Source organism: Niveispirillum irakense DSM 11586 (assembly GCF_000429645.1).
Taxonomy (GTDB): Bacteria; Pseudomonadota; Alphaproteobacteria; order Azospirillales; family Azospirillaceae; genus Niveispirillum; species Niveispirillum irakense.
This window is the reverse complement of sequence record NZ_AUCG01000022.1, coordinates 1-22,964: the sequence shown is the minus strand read 5'-3', so window position 1 is coordinate 22,964 and position 22,964 is coordinate 1. Positions and strand designations below refer to the sequence as shown.

Here is a 22,964-nt window from a genome sequence, read left to right as displayed (position 1 = left end):
GGGTATAAACGATGCTATTTCACCATTATGAATTTTTCATTTTTCTGGCTGCCTTTACCCCTATTTTTGCGCTGACCAGGGGAAATGTTCGTCTTGGATGGACAACGCTTGCCAGCCTTTTTTTCTATGCTTGGTGGTATCCCCCTTATGCCCTGCTGATCGTTGTTTTTGTATTGATGGCGTGGGCGGGCGTACGCGCCGTACGACGGTGGCCAAGTTTGCTCCCCGCCATCATCATCATAACGCTTCTCCCGCTGGCTGCGTTTAAATATACGCATTTCCTCCTGTCTGTGGTTGATGGGTTACTTGGCACTGAATGGACATTGCCTCCTTGGACATTGCCGTTAGGGGTCTCATTCGTCACGTTTACCATCGTCAGCCTGATCCTGGATTCACGGCGCGATAAGGCCGCTCAACCACCATCTCTCCTGGCAATTTCAGTTTATGTGACTTTCTTTCCTCACCTGATCGCTGGCCCCATTTTGCGCGGCCATCAGATGTTCCCCCAATTATCGGGCATGCGCATAGATCGTACTGCCGTGATACCAGCCCTGTACCTATTCACAGCCGGAATAGTGAAGAAAGTTGTCATCGCTGATCCGCTTGCTGTTTATGTAGATGCCGCTTATTTGAAAGCAGATATATTGGGGACCGCTGAGGCTATGTTGGCAGTACTGGCCTTCATGGTGCAGATTTATTGTGATTTTAGTGCTTATTCAGATATGGCTATTGCCTTGGCTATGCTGTTTGGTGTCACTTTCCCAGAAAATTTCCGTTCACCTTATCTGGCGACATCATTGACCGAGTTATGGCGACGGTGGCATATCACTCTCACGTTATGGTTACGTGACTATGTTTTCATGCCTTTGTTTCGCCGGCTGCGCGGAAGCCTGCCCAGCATGGCAATTTTCCTTACAATGGTGGTGTCAGGCATTTGGCATGGAGCCGCATGGCATTTCATTCTTTGGGGGGCGGCCCACGGTGCAGTTTTGGTAATTGAACATTGGACAGGCTTCAGTCGATCAGCCCAAAATGGACGCCTATGGCTACGAATATCTGGCGTTCTTTATACGTGTATCTTTTTTGCCCTGACAGCGACTATGTTCAGGGCGCCGACAATGGGCATCGCCGGGGACATGGTGCTCGCTTTTTTTGGAAAAAATGGCTGGGGCCTGGCGCCGGCTGGCTGGCCTTTGCTGCTCGGTTTGTGCGCAACAGCATTGATACTTCACGGATTGGACACACGCGACAGGATCACCGGTCTGGCAGCTATAATCCCGGCCTGGATTGCTGCACCTATTTGCTTGTCAATTATTGCAACTTGCTCCCTAGTTGCCTCAAGTCAACCCGCATCTTTCTATTATTTCGATTTTTGATCCTTACACTCCCGTATCGGAAAGACCCGCAATGATCGCCAGAGCCTTTGACTTTTTGCTCAAGACCTTGATCTTGCTGGCATTGCTGAATGGGATGGTTGATGGTGCTCTGTTCGCCCAGCGATGGATACGGAATTCAATCGTTGAATTGCAGTTGAACCAAGAGGGGCTGGTGAGGCCAAATCTCAAAATGGCCTTCGAACCTGGGATGGGAAAAACCCCCATTGCAACCACATTACCGAATTTTACCATCGCGCAGGATGGTCGCCGCGCCCCACGGCAGGCAACAAACCCACCTGCAAATCGTCGGATTCTTCTGCTTGGTGCTTCGCAGACTTTCGGGATGGGAGTGACAGATGATCAGATTCTGTCAACCTTGATAGAACACGATCACCCGGAGTGGGAGGTCATGAATTATGCGGTACCGGGTGAGACTCTGTTCAACAACCGCATCCGCCTTTCCTTTCTGACGGCGCGCGGTCTTGCTCCCGACCAAGTATTGATTATGGCCAGCATATTGGAAATTGCGGACCGTTGCATGACACCGCCACCGGCCCCCAAGCCAAGAGCCACAACCGCACTTGAGCGGCTTTTTGAGGCCATCGGACGGCGAGTCACCACCTCGGAAACGGCGGATTTGGAGGGAATTGCCGCCTGTACAGAACCAGAGCGCGCCAACGCACTTGTTCACGCTATATATGATGAGATGCTGGCCGCCCTGGCGACCGCCGACCGCCTCAATCTGCCGGCGCGTGTCGTTCTTTCACCAACCCTGTTCAGCCGGCAGCTTACAGCGGAACAATCGGCGATTGATCAGTTCAGCGATAGTCATTATTTGGCCTTCCGGCCTATTTACGATGCTCTCCGCCGCCTGATCGCGGAGGGAGGTGAAAATCGTATTATTGACCTCACTAACGCGCTGGATGCGGTTGATAAGCCTTTTATTGACGAGTTATCTCATTTCTCCCCGGCCGCCCACCGTGCCATTGCTGATCAATTGGGCCCGCTGATCATGTCCTACGGTGTTCCTGGAGCGGGGAAGACAGAAATGCTGAAGGAAAATAAGGAATAAAAGAAGGGAAGCTTCTTCGTTCCGCTCCCCTTTCTTGATATTCATATAAATGAAGGGGTGAAGATTTCTTCCAGGCCAAACCTCCTTCGACAGGACTGGCGCCGCTTCCTTCTGCCAGCCTAAGCCCTTGCGGGGTGCTGCGCTCATCTGCGCGACCATTGCCGGACTGATGAGCGGTAACCGGCAGCGAACCCGTTCTTTGGCATTCTCAATGACGCTCTTCTGCCAGGGCTGTACGGATCGCAGAGCCAACTGAGCGCCAGGGACCCACAAACTCTGCGCCCCAGTCAAAGGTACTGTTGCGATGGGGGGCTAGGGTGGGCAAGGACAGTCCCATGCAGACGTCGAAATTCACAGTGTCGCAACTCGCGTGCATCCTGAAGCAGGCAGAGGAAGAGACGCCTGATGATCTCAGTTGCCATCTTGGCAAACCATCAGCCTAAATGGTAAGGCCACTTTGCTGAAAATAAGAATTTTACGGAAGTGGCTGGCACAGAAGCAAAATCCCAACATCTTGTAGCCCTTCTTGCGCCCTCCCACAGTGGAGTCTTGAGAAAGGTCAGACCTTTTGATGTCGCCTAATTTCTGATACGTTCTATCGGTAAAAATGATATTAGCCGTGATTTTAAAAATTTTTGTGCAAAAATCGATTTGTATCAATAAGTTATCGTGCTTTTAGCGATCGCTCCGTACTTATGATTTTGCACCGCCGGTGCTGCTTCCCGCTCATCTCACATCCTTGACGCTGAGGGGTCTTGCGCCTTATTGGTAATGCCAGTTAATGGTTTCCAAGAACACTGCGATGAAGTAAGGATGCTCGTTGCAGGCTGATCAGCCGTAAAGTCGCACACAAAAAATTCAATGTTTGCGCGGGTGGGCGTGTCGTCAATGGCGCATTGCCCTGTCACGCGCATGCAAAGGCTGTGCTGTGTCTAACGTGGATGCAATCGCCATCCTCCAACAATAAAGACCTTAGGGAGTGAAAAGATGATCCGTTCGATGACGTGCTCTGCGCTGGCCATTCTGGGGTTTGCAACACCGGTAGTGGCGCAAGAAGCAACGGTTGGTTCCGCACTCGTGTTGGATGAGATTGTCGTTACCGCCCAAAAACGGGCGCAGAGCGCACAGGATGTGCCGGTGGCGATGACAGTGATCGGCGCGGATGCCCTTGCCGCTGTCGGCGGCAGCAGGCTGCAGGACCTGACACAGCTTTCGCCGAGCCTGACCGTGACGCAAGGGGCGGATCAGAACAATAATGCCGTCATCCTTCGCGGTATCGGCACGTCCGCCTTCTCCATCGGGGTTGAGGCCAGCGTGCTGGTTGTCATTGATGATGTGGCGGCCGGTCTGCCTGGCCAGGGTTTCAACGATTTGCAGGATATCGAGCAGATCGAAATCCTGCGGGGTCCGCAAAGCACCTTGTTTGGCAAGGCGGCGTCGGCGGGCGTTATCAACATCACCACCAAGGCGCCGACGGACAGGTTCACCGGTTCTGCGGAGGTTATGGTCACCGATGATGATGAGCAGCGTTATTCCGCCGGCCTGTCCGGCCCGCTGGCCGAGGGGTTGAGTTTCCGGGCCAGTGCCGCCATCGGCCGGTACGACGGCAATATCCGCAACCTGACCACTGGCCGCATGATCAATGGCCGCGACAGTGAGAACTATCGGGCAAAATTCCTGTGGGAACCGTCTGACCGCTTTGATGTGACCCTGTCAGGCCATTATGCGAAGACTGAGGCTGACTGCTGCGAGTATGTCGCGATCAGCAGAACGCCCGGTATCCGCAACCTGTTCGGCGTTTCCACCAATACCCAGTTGGAGGGCATTACCCCCGGCACCCATAATTTCACTGCACGTGTTGATCCTGAACCTGTGTCGGACGCCAAGGATTATGGTGGCAGCCTGAAGGTCAATGTTTACCTGGGGGAACACACCCTCACTAACATCACCGCCCGCAACCATTATTTCGCGACCGACAGTTCGGATTTCGATGGTGCCACGGGTCCGTTGCTCGGCCAGCCGAACGGCCTGATGCAGTTCGGGTTCTTCCGTGGCGATACGTTCAGCAATGAACTGCGCCTGACCTCGCCGGGATCGGGGGATCTGCAATATGTTGCCGGCCTCTACTATGCCGATAATACCTTCACCCGGCGCTTCACCCGCACCGGTCCGGCGCAGCCCGGTGACTGGCGGGGCGAGGCTGGGTCGGAAGCCTATGCCATGTTCGGCCAGGCCGATTACACCATCGTACCGGGCACCAAGCTCATCGGGGGGCTGCGCTGGGGCCGGGAGAATATCAGCTTCGTCTATGACCGCTATAACAATGCCGGCGGCAACCCGCCCTTCAATACGAGTGGATCTGCCAGCGATACAGTGGTCACGGGCAAGGCCGGTATCCAGCAGGAACTGGCTGACGATGTGATGGCGTTCGCCACCTATGCCCGTGGGTATAAGGGGCAGGCCTACGACCTGACATCCTCCTTCTCCACGCCCACCAATCCGGCGCGCAATCCGGTCCGTCCGGAGACCTCCAACAGCTACGAACTGGGTCTCAAGGGCCGGTTTCTGGATCGCCGCGCCAGCCTGAGCCTGACCGGCTTCCTGACCGATTATGATGATTTCCAGGCGCAGTCACAGGTAGCGGAGTTCGGCGGCAGCCTGTTCCTGGCCAATGTCGGCAAACTGCGGACCAAGGGTGTGGAAGCCGAGGGTTCCTTGCTGGCTACCGAGACGCTGACCCTGAATGGCAGCGTAGCCTATACCGATGCAACGATCCGTTCCTTCCCCAATGCTGAATGCTATTTCGGGCAGACGGCGGCACTGGGCTGCACGCTCCGCACCACGGGGGGCCGCGCCCAGGATCTCGCCGGCCACCGTCTGGCCAATTCGCCGGAATGGAAATTCAATGTTGGCGCCGATCTGGAGGTGCCGTTGGGCGATCTGCCCGTGACCAGTTTCGTCAATGCTAGTTATAGCTGGCAAAGCAAGGTCAATTTCGACCTCAGGGGCAATCCCAACACGGTGCAGGATGCCTATGGCATCACCAATGTCAGCGTGGCTTTCGAGGATAAGGAGCAGGGCCGCTACCGTCTGACGCTGTTTGTCCGCAACCTGTTCGACAAACACTATTTTTCCAGTGTGAACGACCTGACCAACGGATTGATCGCCAATCCCTATCCGAACCCGTCAACGGTGATTGATCTGCGCGGGCGTCGAGCGCGGGACGCCAGCCGCTATATGGGGGCCCGTTTCTCCGTGAAATACTGACCCGTACCGTCTCCCGCGACTGGACCCAAACTGACGAAAGCTCTCCTCATGAAGCGTCACCTGCTCGCCACTGCTGTCGCCATGTCCCTTGCCCTGGGCACCCAAGCTGGGGCGTTCGCCCAGGGGGTGGAACCGCGGATCACGATGGATCTGAAGGATGGGTGGCGCTTTCATCTGGGGGAGGCGCCGTCCGCTGAACGGGTGGATTTCCCGGACGGCGATTGGGCCCAGGTCGCGGTACCCCATACATGGAATAGGGTCGGCTATTATACGACACCCTCGCCCGATCGTGTGAACACGCCAGACACGATCAACAAGACCCAGGGGACGGGCTGGTATCGGCTGTCCTTCACGCCTTCGGGTGATTTCAAGGGCAAGCGGGCATGGTTGCAATTTGATGCGGTCAGCCGGCGGGCGGAGATTTGGCTGAATGGCCAGTATATTGGCCGCCATGAGGGGGGCTTCTCCCGTTTCCGACTGGACGCGACGGCGGCCTTGAAGCCGGGTGCCGTCAACCTGCTGGTCGTGAAGGCCGATAACAGCAAGCCGGCGCCCGGCAGCACGACCGCAGACATTTTGCCCCTGGCTGGTGACTTCTTCGTCCATGGCGGTATCTATCGCAAGGTGGCCCTGATCGCGACCGGTGATATCCATGCGGAGATGATGGACCATGGCGGGCCCGGCATTTATGCGACCACCAGGGCCGTAGATGGGACCAGCGCCCAGGTGCAGGTCGCCATTCATGCGCGCAACAGCGGTGCCCGCAAGACCAAGGTCCAGATCGTCACGAAGCTGGTTGACGCAGACGGTCAGGTGGTGGCGGAGGGGACGCAGAGCGCCAATCTCGCGCCTGGCAGTACCGTTACACTGGAACAGCCCCTATCGGTGAAGAATGCCCGGCTATGGCAAGGCACCGCCGATCCTTATCTGCATGATCTGGTGGTCGAGTTTCAGGACGCGCAGGGCCGCGTCCTGGACCGCGTGACACAGAAATTCGGTATTCGTGAAGTTCGCATCGATGCCGCCCAGGGCCTGATCCTGAACGGCAAACCGGTTCGCCTGCATGGTGTCGGCCTGCACCAGGATATGGAAGGCAAGGGCTGGGCCATGGATGAGGCGGACATCGCAAAAGATGTCGAGATCATCCGGGAGATGGGGGCGAATACCATCCGGTTGACCCATTATCAGCATGGTCCCACCATCCATGAACTGGCCGATAAATATGGGCTGATCCTTTGGGATGAAATCCCGCTGGTGTCCGCCTGGACCCCGCCTGGCAAGATGGTGGCGACCGACGGCCTGATTGCCAACGCGCGCCAGCAATTGCAGGAATTGATCAGGCAGAACCATAACCATGCCGCCGTCGTCACCTGGGGCATCGCCAATGAGGTGGATTTCGGGTCCACGCCTGTGGCGCCCTTCATTGGCATCACGTCCGGTTCCGACCCTGCACCCTTGTTGCGGGAACTGCGCGCGTTGAGTACCGCGACCGACCCAAGCCGTCCCACGGTGTTGGCCACCTGCTGTGAAGGCGGCATGTTTGGTGATGCGGAGATCCCCATCGTCGCGACGGAGGCCGATCTGGGCGGAGCCAACCGCTATTTCGGCTGGTATTACGGCAAGCCCTCCGATCTGGGGTCAAACATTGCCGCCCTTCGTGCCGCCCGGCCTGACCAGCCGCTTTCCATCACGGAATATGGGGCCGGCGGGGCGGTGACGATCCATACGGACGATGTGATGGGTGGCCCCGTGGATGCCCGTGGCCGTGACCAGCCGGAGGAATATCTCAGCTATTTTCATGAAGAAAGCTGGGCCATCCTGGGTGCACGCACGGACCTTTGGGCGACCTGGCTGTGGAATGCGTTTGACTTTGCGACGCTGGTCCGCAAGGAGGGTGATGCGCAGGATATCAATACCAAGGGCCTCGTCACCTATGACCGGAAGGTCAAGAAGGATGCGTTCTTCTTCTACAAGGCCAACTGGAACCCGGCCCCGACCGTGCATATTACCGGTCGCCGCTATGTGAACCGGGCCTACCCGGTCACCCATATTCGCGTCTACAGCAACGCGCCCGCGACGGAGCTTCAGTTGAACGGGCGTGCGCTGGGCATGCGTAAGGACTGCCCCCAGAAGATCTGCATCTGGGAGAATGTGCAGTTGGACCAGGGTAACAATGCGCTGACCGCCGTCGGGTTGTTCGCAGAAGGGCCGGTCAAAGATGGCGTAAACTGGACCCTGGAGGCCGGTTCCGCGCGTGCCTTCCGGATCGATAGCGGCGCGCTGGTGGCGGCGGAAAGTGCTGGTGGGCGGTTCGGGTCGGATGCCTTCTTCATCGGTGGGACCGCTGGCAGCGTCCAGCCGCCCAGCGGCTATGGTCCGCCGCGTCCGCGCAAGGAGGTGCATGGGACAGCCGACACGAACCTGATCTCCACCTATCGCGAAGGCGACTTTACCTATCGCCTGCCAGTGGCGGATGGCACCTATCGCGTCACCCTGTCCTTTGTGGAACCGTCCGCCGCAGCGGGGGAACGGCAGTTCGACGTCATTGCCAATGGTGAGAAGAAGCTCCGTTCTCTGGACGTCGCCGCCCTTGCCGGGGCGCCCATGACGATGGTGAAGCGGGAATTCAAGGTGAAGGTCAAGGACGGAAATCTGACACTGCAATTCGTCCCGGTCAAAGGCCAAGCCATCGTATCGGCCGTAGAGGTGGAAGCACTATAAGTTCAGCCGGCCATCGCATCTGTCCTGACCGTCTGGATTGGTTGCAGTTAATCCTTCAAGTCAGAAGTCAACACCTTGGAATCGCCCTCTCAACGCAACTTCAATGCAATTTCAATAGCATGCGCCAGTTTTGACCCAAGGTGGTGCAGGCCGCTCAGGTTTCCCCGTCGCCAGCAAGTTTCAGAAAAGGTTCAAGGCGACTGTTGCGGTTTGCGCTGACATCTAATCCGGCTTGGCGATCATCAGATAGAAAATGGCGAGTACGCCGATGAAGGCGGGCCATCCCAGGGCAAACCAGATGGCGGCATAGCGGTGGTAGAGCGGCGGCAGGCCCGTGCCGGCGGCCAGGGCGGTCTCGGCCAGGCGTCGCATCCGGATCTGCAGCCAGACCACGGGCAGCCAGCAGGCCCCTACCAGCAGGTAGAGCAGGATGGCTGCCAGCAGCCAGCCGCTATCCATCGGATATCCTGTGATGCGGGCGAGCCAGATGCCCGTTATCGGCTGCACGATGACGGCTGGCGTTGTGAACAACCAGTCGGCCCAGACGACATTGCGGTTGACCACAGCCGCCGCTGAGAGGTTGCCCGACCGGTTGGCCATCCAGCCATGGAAGGCCGTGCCCAGGCCCGTGCCGAACAGAAGCGTCGAACTGAGGATATGGACATATTTCAGCAGGATATACTCATCCATTTTCGGTCTCCATCGCCATCATGACCAGCGTGGCGCCGGCGACAGCCAGATTTTTGGTGATCGCTCCGAACGGATGCAGCCACAATTCAGGCAGGTACAGGCTGATCAGGACGGTGTAACCGGCCATCAGGGCCAGTTGCATGGTCCCCACCACCACCGGGCGCCATCGGCAAAGCAGGGCCAGCCCCAGCGCCAGGTCCAGCACCGCTCCCGTGTAGAGTGCTATGCCAGCCGACAGTCCTGTCAGCCCCAGTGGTGCCAGCAGCGCGTAACTGTCCGCCACGGGGTAGAGCCCCAGCGAGACGATGCCTGTCCAGATCCAGATTGCGGCCAGTAGCAGGCGCAGCGGCATTGCCAGTGGCAGCAACCTCGCCCGCCAGCGGTCCGCCGCCATTGCCGGGTGCCGGGCCAGCGCCACAGGCAAGGCCCGCGCCGGCCGGCCCAGGACTTCGCGCATCGGGCCGGCATCGCCGACATTTCCGGCCTTCAGCATGACCAGACTGTCACGCGATGCCGGCCCCAGCCCGAACCGGTCCCCCAACAACGCACCCAGTGTCAGGAATGCGGCGGGCAGGGCAATGAAGGGGGCGGAGTGCAGGCCCAGCCAACGGCGCAAAGTCAAGGTGACCTCATCCGTTGTCATCGGTGCCGGCCCCATCAGATTCAGCCGTCGGGCGAAGGGCTCCGCGCGGTGAAGCAGGCCCAGGATCACGTCAATGACATCGTCAACATGGATTGGTTGTACCTGCCAGTTACCGGGACCCAACCGCAGGGGCAGGGGGGTGGCGGCGAGCGCTGCAAACATCTCCGTACTGACCCCGCCGCGCCCGATGATCAGCGAGGGGCGCAGGATGGCCCAATCCAGGCGCTGGCCCGTGGGGTCCAGAGCCGCCAAGTGATCGTCGGCTGCTTTCTTGCTGCGATGATAGCTGCTGGTTCCCGTTTCGTCGGCACCCAAGGCTGACAACTGGATGACACGGCGGACGCCGGTGGCTAGGCAGGCATCGAACAGGGCGTTGGCGCCCTGCTCATGCACGGCATGGAAGCCGCCGGCCCCGTCGCGGATCAAGCCCGCCAGGTTGATAACGGCATCAATGCCAGCCAGCCTTGGATGCCATTCGGCTGCCGTGTCGCGGACCAGATCGCATTCCATGACAGGGAGATCCGCAAACAAGCGGCGCAACCGGTTGGAATTGCGGCCCGCCGCGATCACCCCATCATCACCACCGGCCAACCTTGCCAGCAGGTGCCGGCCAACGAAGCCGCCGGCACCGACGATCAGAATGCGCATCACATCACCTCCCGCCGGGGCGGCAGATCCTCCCCACGGGGCGTGCGTGTCCAGATGGCGCCCCCCATCCCCAATAACGCCATAACGATGCCACCCACGGCATAGAACACCACGCCGCGCAGTACCTGCACGACGTCGCCATTAAGATTGACGGCTGAGACTGCCAGCAGCGGGACCAGGATCACCATCGCCACAGACCAGATGGTCCAGAAGCGCGACCGTTGTTCGGTGCCGCACAGGTCACCCAGCAACACCAGCAGGGGCCGCCATAAGGCCGCGGCTGCGATAGAGGAAAGGGCAAGCGTAATAAACCAGCCCATCAGGGTCAGGGAAAGCGAGGCCATGGCCAATCTCCTGTCTGTTCATATCAGCGCCACCGAACGGGGCGCCCGGGACCTTCATTGCGATTGGCATGCCATGTGCTGTATCGGCAGTGTTCAGGCCGGTTTCCGGCGCTTATCGCCCTATCCAGGGCGGTAGCGGCGTTAACGGCGTGAACAGTTCCTGATAGGATGCTGTCAACGATGTTTACAGAAGCCATGATCCCCCCCTTGTTCTATGTCGGCGCTTTGGTGCTGTCGGCGCTGGCCGGCATCGCGTTGGCCCTGCTGCTGTTGTTGAAGGCCGCGCCGGTGCCGGGTGCGCGGCTGTTGGCCTTGTTTCTGGCCGGTGTAGCGATCTGGAGCGGTGGGCAAGCCCTGCCACCCCTGTTCGGACCGGTCAGCGACGGGGCGGTCGGCACCTTGCTGGCGCTCGCGCCGCTGCCCTCGGCTGTGTTCGTGCATCTGGTGCTGGCCTTCGTGCGCTGTGGTGCCACGGGGCCACTGGTTGGTGTTGCCTATGGGCTGGCGGTGGCGGCGACGATATTGGGCATGGTTGTCGATCCTGGTCAGGTGGTGGCGTGGCGCGGCTTCCGTGGTGTCTTCATCCCCAGCACTGCCGGCTGGGTGGTGATCGGCGTCTGCGGATTGCTGTCGGTCGCCGGGCATCTGCGGCTGTTCAAGGGCTGGCTGGACCTGACAGGGCTACGGCGGCGGCAGGCGGCGGCCATCTGCTGTTCCAGCCTGATCGGTCTGATCAGCCTGACGGGTTTCGCCTTTCCGCCCCTGGGCATCGATGCCTATCCCTGGCCTGTGCTGGGCCTGCCGTTTTATTCGGTGGCGTTGGTCTATGGCATCCTGCGCTACCAGTTGATGGATGTGAACTTGTGGGTGCGGCGGATGCTGGTCTGGCTGCTGCTGATGGGTTTGATGGCCGCTGCCGCGACGCTGGTGATGGCATGGCCGCTGGCGGCGGGCACCCCCTTTGCCGGGCTGGAAACCTGGCTGCTGATGATGGGCATGACCTTCATCATGCTCGCTATTTTAAAGCCTTTGCGTTTCATTGCCGATCGTCTGGTCTTTCCCGGCGGGGAGGTTTCCGCGGCCGATCTGAAGCGTTGGCGCGAGGATTTGGCAGTGCCCGCCGACTGGCCGGCGTTGCTGGATCGGGCCTCCGCGCTGATCGGCTTGCGTCTGGGGCTGCCGGTCAATGTGCGGCTGGAGGCGGCGGAGGGGCCGATGCCAGCCCTGGTTCTGTCGCGGGATGTACGGGGTTGGTGCTGCCATTTGGTCGGCTGGGATGATGCCCCGCCCGGCCCCCGCTACGCGGCTGGCCTTTTCGCCAGTTGCCTGGCAGAGGCAGCCGCTCGGTTGGACCGGGCGGAAGTGCTGGCCAGGGCAGAACGGGAACGCCAGCAGGAAGCGCGACTGGCCGAGCTTGGCCAATTGGCAGCGACCGTGGCGCACGATTTGCGTAACCCGCTGAATATCATCACCATGGCCGCCACGGGCGCTCCGCTGGAGGTGCGGACGGAGATCGCCGAGCAGGTGAACCGCATGGAAATGCTGGTTCGCGATGTCATGGATTATGCTGGTACTGCCCGGCTGGAACTAAGCCCTCTGTTGGTTGCGGACGCTGTGGCGCTGGCCATGTCGGGACTGCCGGGGTTGCGGGTGGAGACCGATATCGATCCGGAACTGTCCATTCGGGCGGACTCCCGCCGGCTGCGTCAGGTGCTGGTCAATCTGCTGGAAAATGCCGCCGCCCATGGCCAGCGTCTGGCTGTGATGGCGGAAGAGGTGGGAGATGCGGTGCGCATCCATATCTGCGATGACGGCCCGGGCGTCCCCACCGATATCCGTGACAGGCTGTTTCAACCCTTCGTATCGCGCCGTCCTAGCGGCACGGGCCTTGGCCTGGCCATCGTTGCCCGCATCATGGAGGCCCATGGCGGAACGGTGGCCCTGGGCAACCGGTCGGGCTGGTCCACCTGCCTGACCCTGACCTTTCCTGATCGTATGGAGAACCGGATATGAACCCGTCGCGCATCCTGCTGGTCGATGACGAGCCGGCGTTCCAGCGCCTGGGCGCCGCCTGGCTGCGCGCTGCCGGCCATGAGGTGGAGGTGGCGGGTGACGGGGAGGCGGCCCAAGCCGCGTTCCGTCGGCAGCCGGCCGATCTGGTCCTGCTGGACCTGTCAATGCCGCCGCACCATGACCCCGTGGCGGGACTGGAGCTGATATCCGGTTTCGCGCCGGCCCCCGTGGTGGTGATCACCGGCCATGCCGACCATGCGCTTGCCCTGAAGGCGGTGGAACGCGGCGCCTGGGATTTTCTGGGCAAGCCGTTGGACCCCGACCTGCTGCGCGTCGTGGTCGCCCGGGGGCTGGAGCGCGGGAGATTAGTGGCGGAACTGCGGCGCCTGCGCGCGGTGGCCGGGGTGACCGATGATCTGGGGATCGTCGGGACCAGTCCTGCCCTGACCCGCCTGCGTGATCTGGTGCGCCGTATCGCGCCAACGCAGATCCCGGTCCTGGTGTTGGGCCCCAGCGGTACCGGCAAGGAACTGGTGGCCCGCGCCCTGCACGATGGCGGGCCGCGGCGCGACCAGCCCTTTGTCACCGTCCATTGCGGCGCCATTCCCGCTGAATTGCTGGAAAGCGAACTGTTCGGCCACCTGAAAGGCAGCTTCACCGGTGCCCACGCCGACCGGCCGGGTCTGGTCGAAACCGCCCATCGCGGTACCCTGTTCCTGGATGAGGTGGGGGAGATGCCTGCACCCATGCAGGTGAAGCTGCTGCGCTTCCTGCAGGAAGGCACCTATCAGCCGGTGGGTGGGCGGGAGATGCGCAAGGCCGATGTCCGCACCGTCGCGGCCACCCATCGTGATCTGGAAGCGATGGTGGGGGAGGGCACCTTCCGCGAGGATCTCTATTATCGGCTGAAGGGCATGGTGTTGCGTACCCCATCCCTGTCGGAACGGCCGGAAGACGTGCCTGTGCTGGCCACCTTGTTCCTGCGCCGGGCAACGGGTGGGGGGGCCGGTTTCACCGCCGACGCGCTGGACTGGCTGGGCGGCCGTGACTGGCGCGGTAATGTCCGCGAGTTGCGGGCCTTGGTGGAATGCGCCGCTGCCCTGGCGGGGCCGGAGCAGGCGGGAGAACGGTTGCTCGACACGGCGGATTTGGCTTTTGCAGCGGGTGAAGGGATGGCGGTGCCGGCTATCGACGTCGCCGCGACCGGCCGCCGAACGCTGGAGCAGGAGGTAGCAATACTGGAACATCGATTGATTACCCAGGCTCTGGATGAGGTTGGGCATAACCACACCCATGCGGCCAGACTCCTGGGCCTCTCCCGCGTGGGACTTTTGAAGAAGATGGACAGGATGGGACTGCGATGAGTGATCTGAATGATAACACGCCCGATCCCGCCGTTCTGGAGCGGTTGTTGCTCGGGCCGACCTGCCTGTTCGATGGGGTGTGCAACCTATGTAACGGGTCGGTCCGCTTCATCCTGGCGACGGAGGAAGACCATGAAATCCTTTTTGTGGCTGTACAATCGCCGACGGGCAGGCGGGTATTAGAGGCCATCGGTATGCCGGATCTGACCAATAGCTTCGTCTATATTGATGAGGGTGTGGCTTCCTTGCGTTCGGTGGCGGCATTCCGTCTGGCCCGACGATTACGGGCGCCCTGGTCGTGGGTGCGGCTGTTCCAGCTTCTGCCGACAAAGCTGACGGATTGGCTTTATAATCGGCTTGCGGACAATCGCTATCGTCTGTTCGGCAAGCGAGAGTTGTGCCTGGTGCCAACACCTGGCCAGTCGCAGCGTTTTGTCAGTTGAAGAGAGGAGGCTACCCGATCCTCCTGCCAAGACGGTCAAAGGGTTGAGGGCGGGCGGCAAAACCCCTGAGGAACACAGGTTTTCTGTTTCAGGCGGGGGAAATAAAGACTTTCTGTCCAAATTAAGCAGCTTCGGACGTTAGGGGGGCACCACACGAAAGTACGTTTTACGTAGGGTAATCAGACACGGGAGCGGGCATTCTGTTACGTTCTGGGGAGAAGGCGCGCAGCGATTGCCCCAACGATGCGGCCATGTCGTAATGTGACGTGATCGTACCGGTCGGCCTGGATTCCGTGATCTGCCGCTGGGTGACATTTCTGTCCGGCAGAGGCGTGACATTTCTATATGGCATTTACACATCATGGCATTTACACATCGCCCCACAGATTTTAGATTGAGAAGATGTGTTATGGAAATTATATCAATGCAAATACTAATAGGGTATGTATCAGCCCAGCGTTTTATAATTAGATAAAGAGGAAAATGTCGCCACTGGCACACACACGAAAGGCATAATTCTTCAGGCCAAATAGGCAATAGAATATAAATTCATAGTATTTTTTTACCAAAAACCTCAGACTCAGATCAAAAGAATCTGTTCCAGATATTATCAGTATTGTATTTCTCCCGCCAGGAAACGGCGTGAAGCCGTATCAGGGTGTCGGGATGAGGGGTTTCTTGATGTCGATGGGGTGTGCTCGGCAGCGTCCGGGGCGTGGGGGCCGTTACCATCAGTCCAAGGAAAAGGGTCATCTGGCGCGGCGCTTACTGGGTTTGGCCTTGGCCGCAACCGCTTTGACGTCCCTCCCCGCTATGGCACAGGTTGTTCCTGACGCCGGTAGCCTGCAACGACAGTTACGTGAAGGGATACCGGAGTTCCGGCTTGAACAGCAGCGCCCGCCTCTATCGCAGCCACAGGTCCGCCCCCAGGAACAGGGGCCGCGCGTATTGGTCAGGGGCTTCATCCTGGACGGGGCCGCTTTGATACCGGAAGCGGAACTGCAGAGCCTTTTACGTGAAAAGGTCGGTCAGGAACTGAACATCAATGATCTTCAACGTCTGACCCTGACTATCAGCGAGGCCTACCGCCAGCGCGGCTATTTCGCCCGGGTTTATTTGCCTGCCCAGGATGCTAGCGAAGGCATCGTTCGCATACGGATCGTGGAAGGACGTTTCGGCAAGGTGATCCAACAGCCGGGCCCGAACCGGGCTGATAGTGATTTTGTAACCGGGGTTGCGTCATCGCGGCTGCGACCCGGCGCCCCCTACTCCCTTGATGATCTGGAACGTGGCCTGTTGCTGGCAAATGATCTGCCCGGTGTTTCCGTCGACGGCATTCTGAAAGCGGGTGATGAAACCGGCACCAGCGACTTGGCTTTGGAAATACGCGACACGCCCTTACTGAGCGCCTTTGCCAATGGGGATAATGGCGGTTCCCGCGCCTCTGGCCGGTATCGCGGCACAGCGGGGCTGTCCCTGAACGGGCTGACCGGCTATGGGGACCGTCTTTCCCTGCTTGGGCTGGCCTCGGAGGGGTTGAATTACGGGCAGGTTGGCCTGGATTTCCCATTGGGCGTTGATGGGCTGCGTGCCAGTCTTTCGCTGACCGGACTGAATTATGATCTGGTCGGCGCTTTCAAGGCGCTGGACGCCGAAGGTACGGCGATCACCCAGCGGGCGGATCTCTCCTATCCCATCCTGAGGGCGGAGCGGCATACACTCCGCACCCGGCTGGCCTATGAACATAGCCGCTACGATGATGATGCCTTGGGACAGGCACTGCATCGTAAAAGCCTGGACAAGGGTACGATCAGCCTGGAAGGCAACCGCAGTGATGGCTGGGGCGGCGGCGGCATGCTCCGGTACAGCTTCGCCATGACAGCCGGTAAACTGGATCTCTCCGGTCTGGCGGTCGATGCGGCCTTTGATGTTGCCACGGCACGCACGGACGGCCCCTTCGCCAAGCTTTACGGGGAATTGCAGCGTGATCAGGCGGTCGGTCGCGCCCTGTTCCTGCGTGCCTTACTGGCCGGCCAATGGAGCCGGCGGAACCTGGACAGTTCCGAGCAATTCTCCCTCGGCGGCCCTGCCGGTGTGCGCGCGTACCCGGTCAATGAAGCTTCCGGCGACAGCGGGCTGCTGGCCAACCTGGAACTGCATTATCCGGTCGCTGCCGGCTGGGCGCAGGGGCTGGATCTTTTCGGCTTTGTTGATGCCGGTCTGGTGCGGCGCCATGCCGTTCCCTGGACCGGGTGGAATGCCCGCAGCAATGATACCAACAGTTACCCCCTGTTTGGTGCCGGCGTCGGTGCCGGCTATGTGATGGGGAATGGCCTGGGGCTCCGTCTGGTGGCGGCCGCCCCATTTGGGGCCAACAAGGGCGCGCCGTCCGGTTTCAACCAGGATGGCAGCAAGTCCGATCCACGGATCTGGTTTTCCGCAAGCGTGCAATTCTGATCAGGGGTTAGGCGATGTTCAACCATGGCGGCACCAACAGGGCCTATCGTCTGATCTGGAACCGGGCCAAGGGCCGCTGGACAGTGGCGCCCGAACGGGCACGCGGGCGCGGCATGGCTGTAACGGCCGTATCGGCCCTTGCCCTGCTGGCACCGTTTGGGGCCGCGCAGGCGGCAGATCCTGGCGCGCTGCCTTCGGGGGGGCAGGTCGCCAGCGGACAGATCACGATCGGGACCAGCGGCAATGCCATGGTGATTGATCAGGCAACGGCCCGCGGCATCGTGAATTGGCAGAGTTTTGATGTCGGGAGTGATGCCAGTGTCACCTTTCGCCAGCCTGATGCAGCATCCGTCACCCTGAACCGGGTCACCGGGGGTAATGGCAGCACGATTGCCGGCACGGTCAACGCCAATGGCAAAGTCTATATCATCAATCCCAACGGCGTCCTTTTCAGCAAGGGCGCCCGCGTTGACGTCGGCGGGCTGGTGGCCTCCACCGCAGGGATTTCCGATCAGGACTTCCTGGCCGGCACCGACCGTTTCGTCAGCGATGGCGCCACCGGATTGGTGGTGAACGAGGGGGAGATTACGGCTCGGGATGGTGGAGCCGTCGTGCTGATCGGCGGCACGGTCGTTTCCAACAAGGGCAGCATCCGCGCCGATGGCGGCGATGCCGTCCTGGCAGCCGGCGCCACAATGCTGCTGGATGCCGGTGCCAATGGTCACCTGAAGATTGAGGTCGATGGCGCAACCACCGCGACCCTGGTGGAAAATGGCGGCCTGATCGCCGCCGATGGCGGCCGTATCCTCTTGCGGGCGGAAGCGGCGAACGCCGCCATTTCCTCTGTCGTGTCCAATACCGGCACGCTGGAAGCCAACACGATGGGCACCGAGACGGGCCGCATCCTGCTGCTGGCAGACATGGAAGGCGGCCAGGTGAAGGCCGGTGGCAGCATGACGGCTGCCGCCCCCAATGGTGGCGATGGCGGCTTCATCGAGACCTCGGCTGCCACCGTCACCCTCGCGGACGACCTTGAAGTGTCGACGCTGGCAGTCGACGGTGGCAAGTCTGGTGAGTGGCTGATCGACCCTTATGATGTGGTCATCACCAACACGACGCAGAATGGCATAAGCGAGAATACGTCAGGCAATCCCTTTGTTCTGACCCCCACCGGCACTGGCGCCACCATCGACAGCAGCAAAATCAGCACCTATCTGAACTCCACCAGTGTCACCATCTCCACCGTTGGCGCCGGATCGGAGGCAGGCAACATCACCGTCAATTCGGCTGTAAGCTGGAACCAAGCCAATACGCTGACATTGAAGGCAGATGCCACGACCGGCGGCATCATCTTCAATGCCGATATCAACGGCAGCAACGGGAGCAGCGGCCTGGTGCTGGAGGCTGGTGCCGGTGGTATCACCCAGGCCGGTGGCACCGCCATCACGGTCGGGACGATCAAGGCCACGGTGAGCAATGGCGGTTCGGTTGACCTGTCGAACACGACCAACAGCATCAGCAATCTGGCTGCATCCACGGCGGCCGGTTCCTTTGCGCTGACCAGCAATAAGGCGCTGACACTGGCCGGGGCGCTGACCACCAATGGCGCCGCCACGCTACGCGCGACATCCGGCTACATAACCATTGATGCACCGTTGGTCGATAATAACGCCAATGCCGATATCAAACTGCTGGCGGCGGCTGGCATCAATATCAACCAGGATATCTCCCTGACCGGTGCCAATGCAAAACTGGCACTGAATTATAACACCATTCTGAATTATGAATTGCGCAATGGTGCCCGGCTGTCTGTTACCGGATCGGCCGCTGGGCTGACCATCAATGGTCTTGCCTACACTCTGGTCCGCAATCTGACAGAGCTTCAGGCTGTAACAAGCAGCAATGGCAATTACGCGCTGATGGCGGATATTGACGCGGCGCCGACGGCCGGCTGGAACGGCGGTCAAGGCTTTGCGCCCATCAACGGGTTCAGCAACATCTTTGCCGGCATGGGCCATACGATCAATGGCCTGACGATCAACCGTCCGGGTGAGGCAACGGTGGGGTTGTTCGGCCTGATGTCGGGGACCATCCGCGACCTGACGGTCGCCAACGTCAATGTGACCGGTTTCGGCACGGTCGGCGGTCTGGTCGCCCGTCTCAGCGGTAGTAGCGCCGCTTTGATCAACACCCATGTTACCGGTCGTGTCTCTTCCACCGGTGGCCTGATCGGCGGACTGGTGGGGTGGAGCGACCAGGGCAACATTGTCCTTTCCTCCTCCACCGCCGCGGTCAGCGGGGGCAGCGAGGTTGGCGGACTGGTCGGCCGCAATCGCGCTGCAAATATCGCCAATGCCTATGCTACGGGCGCCGTAACGGGAACGGGTACGGGGATCGGTGGTCTCATCGGCACTACGGTACAGGGCAGCGATGTCCAGACCAGCTATGCCAGCGGCAAAGTCACGGGGCCGGGGGCCGGGATCGGCGGCCTCATCGGCGCGGTGGATGCCACCGCGATTACCGTCACCAACTCCTATTGGGATATCGACACCACCGGTCAGACGGTCAGTGCCAGCGGCGGTACGGGGATCAGCACGGCCAACGCCCGTACCCAGGCCACCTATGCCGGCTTCGATTTCACCAATTACTGGACGATGATCGCCGGCCAGACCCGGCCGGTCCTGCGCAACGAATATGCCAAGGTCATTTATACCCCGACCTCCCTGCAACTGGCCCGGCTCAACCTCGCGGCCAGTTACAGATTAGGCGCGGATATTGACCTGACTTCAGCCTTCACTGCCGATGCCAGCGGCAATTATGCCAGTATCTGGGGAGCAGGCGGCTTCGTGTCCCTGGGGGATAACAGCACCCCGTTCACCGGCACCTTCAATGGCCAAGACCATAAGATTACCGGACTGACCGTCAACCGCACTGGCAGCAATTATATCGGCCTGTTCGGCTATACCAACGGGGCGACGGTCAGCAATATCAACCTGTCCGGCGGTAGCGTGAGTGCCAACAGCAGTGTTGGCGCCCTGATCGGTTATATGCTGGGTGGCGCCCTCACCGGGTCCACGGCCAGTACGACCGTCAACAGCACCAGCGCCGGGGAAAGTAATGCCGGGGGGCTGGTCGGGACCAACGCCGGTGGTGCGATCAGCGGTTCTTCTGCCAGCGGCGCCGTCACGGGCGATGGATATCAGGTCGGCGGGCTGGTCGGCTATCTGGCCAGCGGCGGTTCCATCACTCGCTCCTATGCCACCGGTAATGTCACCGGCACGAATTCCAGCAATGGTTATGTCGGCGGGCTGGTTGGCGGCAATGGCTATACCGGCAACGATGGCGGCTCCATCTCTCTCTCTTATGCGACAGGCAATGTTACGGGCGCCGGCGGCCCCGTCGGGGGGTTGGTGGGCCATAATGAAGGTTCGATCACCAACGCCTATGCCACAGGCTCTGTCACGGGAACGGGCACCGCCACCAATATCGGCGGCCTCGTCGGGGTTAATTTTATCAACGGCACAATCACCAGTGCCTATTCCACCGGCCGGGTAACCGGCAGTACCAGTTTTGGCGGGTTTCTCGGTTATAACAATGCCGTTGGTTCCGCCATCACCAGTTCCTATTGGGACACACAGACCAGCGGCCAGTCGCTGGGCCAGGGTGGCGGGGCTGCCGGCAGCATTACGGGGCGGACCACGGCGCAGCTGCAAGGGTCCCTGCCCGTCGGCTTCTCCTCCACAAACTGGGGAACGGGCACCAATCTCTATCCCTATTTTACCTGGAATTACGCCACCACGCCGGTGGCGATCAGCGGCATCGTCCGCAATCAAACCGGCGTCAGCGCGCTGCAGAACGTCACCATCACGGCCCTGTCCAACGGGGTGACGTTGGGCAGCGCCATTACCGGCGACAATGGCTATTACTATATCCTGGCACCGGGCGGATCGCTCGCGGCAAGCGGCACAATTGCCTATATCAATGACAATGCTACCGATGGGGCAAGTTTCAGCGATAGTGCTGGTGTCAACGGTGTGCAGGGCCTGGATATAAACGGTTCCGTCATCCGCCTGACGACGGCTGGCAGCACGTTGACGGGCTTGCAGACAAATTATCTGGCAGCCCTTGGCAGCTATACCGATGGCGACATCAATTTCCTGTCCCGAACCGGGTTTGATGCCCTGACGACGGGCAGCTTCGATGTCCGGCTGACCGCCACCGGGTCGGGCGGGATGATGCTGGATACCAATCTTACCTCAGGCGGGGGCATGGTGCTGGACAGCACTGCTGCCCTGGCGATCAACGCCGACCGGACATTGACCGCCAGCGGCGGCGTCATGACCATCAACGCGCCGCTGGCCTGGAACGGCGCGCACAGCCTTAACCTTGTCACGGCGAACAAGAATATTGCTCTCAACAATAATATTACGGCGACGGGCGGAACCCTGACCCTGTCTGGCGATATCTCCACCAGCAGCAGCATGATTGAGGTGAACCGGTTCCAGTTAAAGGCGGGAACCTGGCAGCAGGTGGATGCGGCCCGTCCGGTTTTCAAGATCAGCGATCTGGTACTGGATGCCGGCACCAGCTTCCTGCGGGCCGCAAGCGGGGCGGGCAGCACGATCAGCCCCTATCTTATCTATGATGTGGCCGGGCTGCAGGGGCTGGGGTCCGCTGGCTTGCTGACTTCGCAATTCAAGCTGGCCAATGATATCGATGCCTCTGGCGCGGGCACCTGGAATGGCGGGGCCGGTTTCCAGCCCATCGGCACGAATGCCAGCCCGTTCTCCGGCGGCCTGAACGGCAATAGTTTCAGCATCACCGGCCTTATCATCAATCGCCCGGCCCAGGATAATATCGGCCTGTTCGGGGTTCTGGCGGCGGGCGGCAGTCTGAATGACATTCGGCTGATCAATACCAATATTATCGGCCGGACCCATGTTGGCGGTGCCGCTGGGACCAATTCCGGAACCATTGCCGGGGTTGCTGTCACGGGCAGCGTGACGGGACGCGGCACTGTCACCGGCGGGTTGATCGGCGACAATATGGGTAGCGTCACCGAATCTTTTAGCACCGCGACTGTCGTCGGCGATGGCGATATGGTCGGCGGGCTTCTGGGACGTAATCAGGGTGGCAGTGCCGCCGTGACGAACGCCTATTCAAGCGGGACCGTGACCGGCGCCGCCGATAATGTCGGGGGGTTGATCGGCTGGAACGAGGGTGCCGTCTCTCAGACCTATGCCAGCGGGACGGTTTCTGGTGGCGGTACCAATATCGGTGGTTTGCTCGGCAATCAGGTTTCCGGTCTGCTCACTAATAATTTCTGGGCGCTGGCGGGGACCGGGCAATCCACGGGGATCGGCAGCACCCCCTCTTCTCCGGATGTGACCGGCCTCACTGCCGCCGACATGACAAAGGCAAGCAGCTATACCACCGCGGGCTGGACCGTCGCGACAAATGGCGGCAGCGCCTCACCCTGGCGCATCTATGATGGCAATACTGCTCCCCTGCTGCGCAGGTTCATGACCGCACTGTCCATAACAGGCGGAACGGCCAGCAAAAGCTATGACGGCTCTGCCAATAACAGTGGTGTCGGCACCCTCACCTATAGTGTGACCCTGTATGACGCCACACAGGTCTTGGGCACCGCCAGCTATATCGCGAACAGCGCTAATGCCGGCACCTATAACGCGGCCAATCTGGCATTGGTCGGGCTCTATTCGACCCAGTTTGGATATGACATCCAGGCCATTGGTGGCACACTGACCATCGACCGCACCGCGCTCACCGTTGCCGTCAATAACGCGACCAAGACCTATGACAGCTTGGCCTATAGCGGCGGCAACGGCGTTACCTATACTGGTTTCGTCAATGGTGAAACCGCCGCCGTCCTCGGCGGTACGCTGGCCTATGGCGGCACGGCGCA

Annotated in this window: 12 protein-coding genes; 9 read left to right on the top strand and 3 right to left on the bottom strand. The window is 60.3% G+C overall.

The features are described from left to right. Positions 1-11: 11 nt before the first annotated feature. From G473_RS26360 to G473_RS0110780, 4 genes are all read left to right on the top strand, one after another. Positions 12-1,376: an MBOAT family O-acyltransferase gene (locus G473_RS26360; RefSeq protein WP_051330148.1), complete on the top strand. Its 1,365-nt coding sequence runs from the start codon at positions 12-14 to the stop codon at positions 1,374-1,376. A 31-nt stretch (positions 1,377-1,407) separates the two neighbouring features. Continuing rightward, positions 1,408-2,448, top strand: coding sequence for an SGNH/GDSL hydrolase family protein (locus tag G473_RS0110790; protein WP_029013105.1), 1,041 nt, complete (start codon positions 1,408-1,410; stop codon positions 2,446-2,448). Positions 2,449-3,435: 987 nt separating this feature from the next. After that, on the top strand, positions 3,436-5,715 hold the full coding sequence (locus G473_RS26355; protein WP_051330147.1) for a TonB-dependent receptor: 2,280 nt from the start codon (positions 3,436-3,438) through the stop codon (positions 5,713-5,715). A 48-nt stretch (positions 5,716-5,763) separates the two neighbouring features. Then, on the top strand, positions 5,764-8,436 hold the full coding sequence (locus tag G473_RS0110780; RefSeq protein ID WP_029013104.1) for a glycoside hydrolase family 2 TIM barrel-domain containing protein: 2,673 nt from the start codon (positions 5,764-5,766) through the stop codon (positions 8,434-8,436). 222 nt (positions 8,437-8,658) lie between these two features. Here G473_RS0110780 and G473_RS0110775 read toward each other — a convergent pair whose 3' ends face one another. The 3 genes from G473_RS0110775 to G473_RS0110765 are packed head-to-tail and all read right to left on the bottom strand — an operon-like array spanning position 8,659 to position 10,761. After that, positions 8,659-9,126 (bottom strand): DUF2269 family protein, encoded by a 468-nt coding sequence (locus G473_RS0110775; protein ID WP_029013103.1) that lies wholly within the window; start codon positions 9,124-9,126, stop codon positions 8,659-8,661. Then, positions 9,119-10,417, bottom strand: coding sequence for an SDR family oxidoreductase (locus G473_RS0110770; protein WP_029013102.1), 1,299 nt, complete (start codon positions 10,415-10,417; stop codon positions 9,119-9,121). The genes G473_RS0110775 and G473_RS0110770 overlap by 8 nt, the downstream gene beginning before the upstream one ends. Beyond that, a complete protein-coding gene (locus G473_RS0110765) occupies positions 10,417-10,761 on the bottom strand; it encodes a hypothetical protein (RefSeq protein WP_035706713.1) in 345 nt (114 codons plus the stop codon). Before G473_RS0110765 ends, G473_RS0110770 begins: the two co-directional genes overlap by 1 nt. A 180-nt stretch (positions 10,762-10,941) precedes the next feature. Here G473_RS0110765 and G473_RS0110760 point away from each other — a divergent pair, with 180 nt between their 5' ends. The 5 genes from G473_RS0110760 to G473_RS0110740 form a co-directional block, all read left to right on the top strand. After that, entirely contained in the window at positions 10,942-12,774 is a 1,833-nt protein-coding gene (locus tag G473_RS0110760; protein ID WP_210163284.1) for a sensor histidine kinase, read from the top strand. Beyond that, entirely contained in the window at positions 12,771-14,138 is a 1,368-nt protein-coding gene (locus G473_RS0110755; protein WP_029013099.1) for a sigma-54-dependent transcriptional regulator, read from the top strand. The genes G473_RS0110760 and G473_RS0110755 overlap by 4 nt, the downstream gene beginning before the upstream one ends. Beyond that, positions 14,135-14,581 (top strand): thiol-disulfide oxidoreductase DCC family protein, encoded by a 447-nt coding sequence (locus G473_RS0110750; protein WP_035706712.1) that lies wholly within the window; start codon positions 14,135-14,137, stop codon positions 14,579-14,581. The genes G473_RS0110755 and G473_RS0110750 overlap by 4 nt, the downstream gene beginning before the upstream one ends. A gap of 948 nt (positions 14,582-15,529) precedes the next feature. Next, positions 15,530-17,038: a ShlB/FhaC/HecB family hemolysin secretion/activation protein gene (locus G473_RS26350; RefSeq protein WP_051330146.1), complete on the top strand. Its 1,509-nt coding sequence runs from the start codon at positions 15,530-15,532 to the stop codon at positions 17,036-17,038. A 14-nt stretch (positions 17,039-17,052) separates the two neighbouring features. Continuing rightward, the coding region (locus G473_RS0110740) for a two-partner secretion domain-containing protein (RefSeq protein WP_029013097.1) at positions 17,053-22,964 on the top strand (5,912 nt) is incomplete at its 3' end.